The sequence below is a fragment of the Bacillus sp. LR--39 genome, from assembly GCF_053613335.1.
This window is the reverse complement of the sequence record NZ_JBSIOT010000112.1, coordinates 1-1,568: the sequence shown is the minus strand read 5'-3', so window position 1 is coordinate 1,568 and position 1,568 is coordinate 1. Positions and strand designations below refer to the sequence as shown.

2 protein-coding genes and 1 pseudogene are annotated in these 1,568 nt (G+C 39.5%); all 3 read right to left on the bottom strand.

Annotated elements, in window-relative coordinates; genetic code table 11:
- Positions 1-251 (bottom strand): annotated as a pseudogene (locus ACWHAR_RS20870) (alkaline phosphatase); the annotation flags it as partial.
- Positions 252-269: 18 nt separating this feature from the next.
- Positions 270-446: a hypothetical protein gene (locus tag ACWHAR_RS20865; RefSeq protein ID WP_041053096.1), complete on the bottom strand. Its 177-nt coding sequence runs from the start codon at positions 444-446 to the stop codon at positions 270-272.
- 79 nt (positions 447-525) lie between these two features.
- Positions 526-1,218 carry a vWA domain-containing protein gene (locus ACWHAR_RS20860; RefSeq protein WP_242304505.1) on the bottom strand — a complete coding sequence of 231 codons (693 nt, stop codon included), beginning with the start codon at positions 1,216-1,218 and terminating at the stop codon, positions 526-528.
- Positions 1,219-1,568: the final 350 nt, after the last annotated feature.

Genomic DNA, 1,568 nt, shown 5'->3' with positions numbered 1-1,568 from the left:
GTCCAAAGCACGACACTGTCAGAAAGCGGATCACCTGACGCTACCCCTAATGTAAACGGATAGCTTGAGAATTTAGGCGCAGCATTTACTTCAAAGGCCCCAACCGACTGGGTAATCGTTAATCCAAGAGAAAGTCCTGCAATCTTCCCCGCTCCTTGAATAAATTTGCGGCGGTCAAACGTATTGTTTTGAAAGCTTTCCTCTTTCAGTTTCTGTACCCATTCATCAAAACGACTGTCGTAGTATGCCATTCAAGATCCCCTCTCTCCTCATTGATCGTCTCCATTATAGGAAATCATTGTTAAACGACTGTGAAGAAGTGTGAACCGATTGTAAGCGTTGAACATCAAAAACAGTTCTTCCCTCACAAGACTGCCGCTGAAACATGCCGAAATCTGGCTGAATGACGCGTTTTCTGCATATCCTGTCGTTTGCAAGCCGCCCATTCGAACTATTTTTCTTCACATGATCTTAAAAAAACAAAAACACCGAGCCATTTCGCAGAATGACTCAGTGCTTTATCAGTTATTTCGAAAACAATCTGCTGAAAAAGCCCTTCTTTTTCGGCTTTTCAGCAGGAGGCTCTTGTTCTCTTACAATCCCTTTTTCCTTCGCTTCTTTTAGCCAAAATGGAAATTCAGCAAGCAGAGCATCATAAAGCTCATCATCAGAAATGCGGTCAATCTCTTCGATATGCAGGAAGTTCGTGTTATCAATGACACGCCCTTCTAACGTATCCAGTTTATTGAGAAAATCAAAGTTTCCGTTTCCGATGCCGACAAACTGCCAGAACACCGGTTTATCAGAAGAAGCTTCAATTATCGGTTTGATTGACTTTTTACAGCCCCCGTCATTGATAAAAACAATGAAAGCAGGATACGAGCTCGGTTCCTCCGCAATATATTTGCGCAGCACGTCCTTCATGACTGGCGGCTCATCATTTCTGCCGAATTTATGCAAGCGATCATTATTTAAAATTTCACGATCGACATAGCCCGAAAAATCCTTTTCTGAAACTGGCTTTAATCGGGAAAATTCATTATCATACACCCATACATCCAGCAAACCGTTATCATCAAACTGATCAGCCACTGCCAAAATCCGCTCCACCACATTTTGAACCGTCCCGTTTTTGTAGAGCGGTCTCATCGATCCCGTAATATCAAGAACCAGTCCAACACGAGCCGTCACCTTCGTTAACTGCTTTTTAGCCAACATCGATAAGGGGAGCAAGAAAATTATTTACTTAGCACCGTAATCGCAATTTTCTAACACTACCCCATAAAAATTAAAGTCGATTTTGATACAAGATAAAAGAAATAGTGAATTTTAAAAAAACTAAATAAGAAGCCCCACAAACTGCTATTTTGGGAAGGATTGATAAATTATTGCGATTTAAAAATAATTAGTTCATGAAAATTTCAACCCTGTTTGTACGACTCTACATAGATATAAAATTTATTCATGTTACTTAACGGTGTTTAATTTTAAAAAAAAATTTATTCATGTTACTTAACGGTCGTCAAACTGTAGTTATTAAAGTATGTTTTTTATAATGGAAATCACCC

Coding starts and splice junctions, on each gene's coding strand:
- ACWHAR_RS20860 (WP_242304505.1), bottom strand. CDS start 1,218: ATGTTGGCTAAAAAGCAGTTAACGAAGGTGACGGCTCGTGTTGGACTG.
- ACWHAR_RS20865 (WP_041053096.1), bottom strand. CDS start 446: ATGGGCGGCTTGCAAACGACAGGATATGCAGAAAACGCGTCATTCAGC.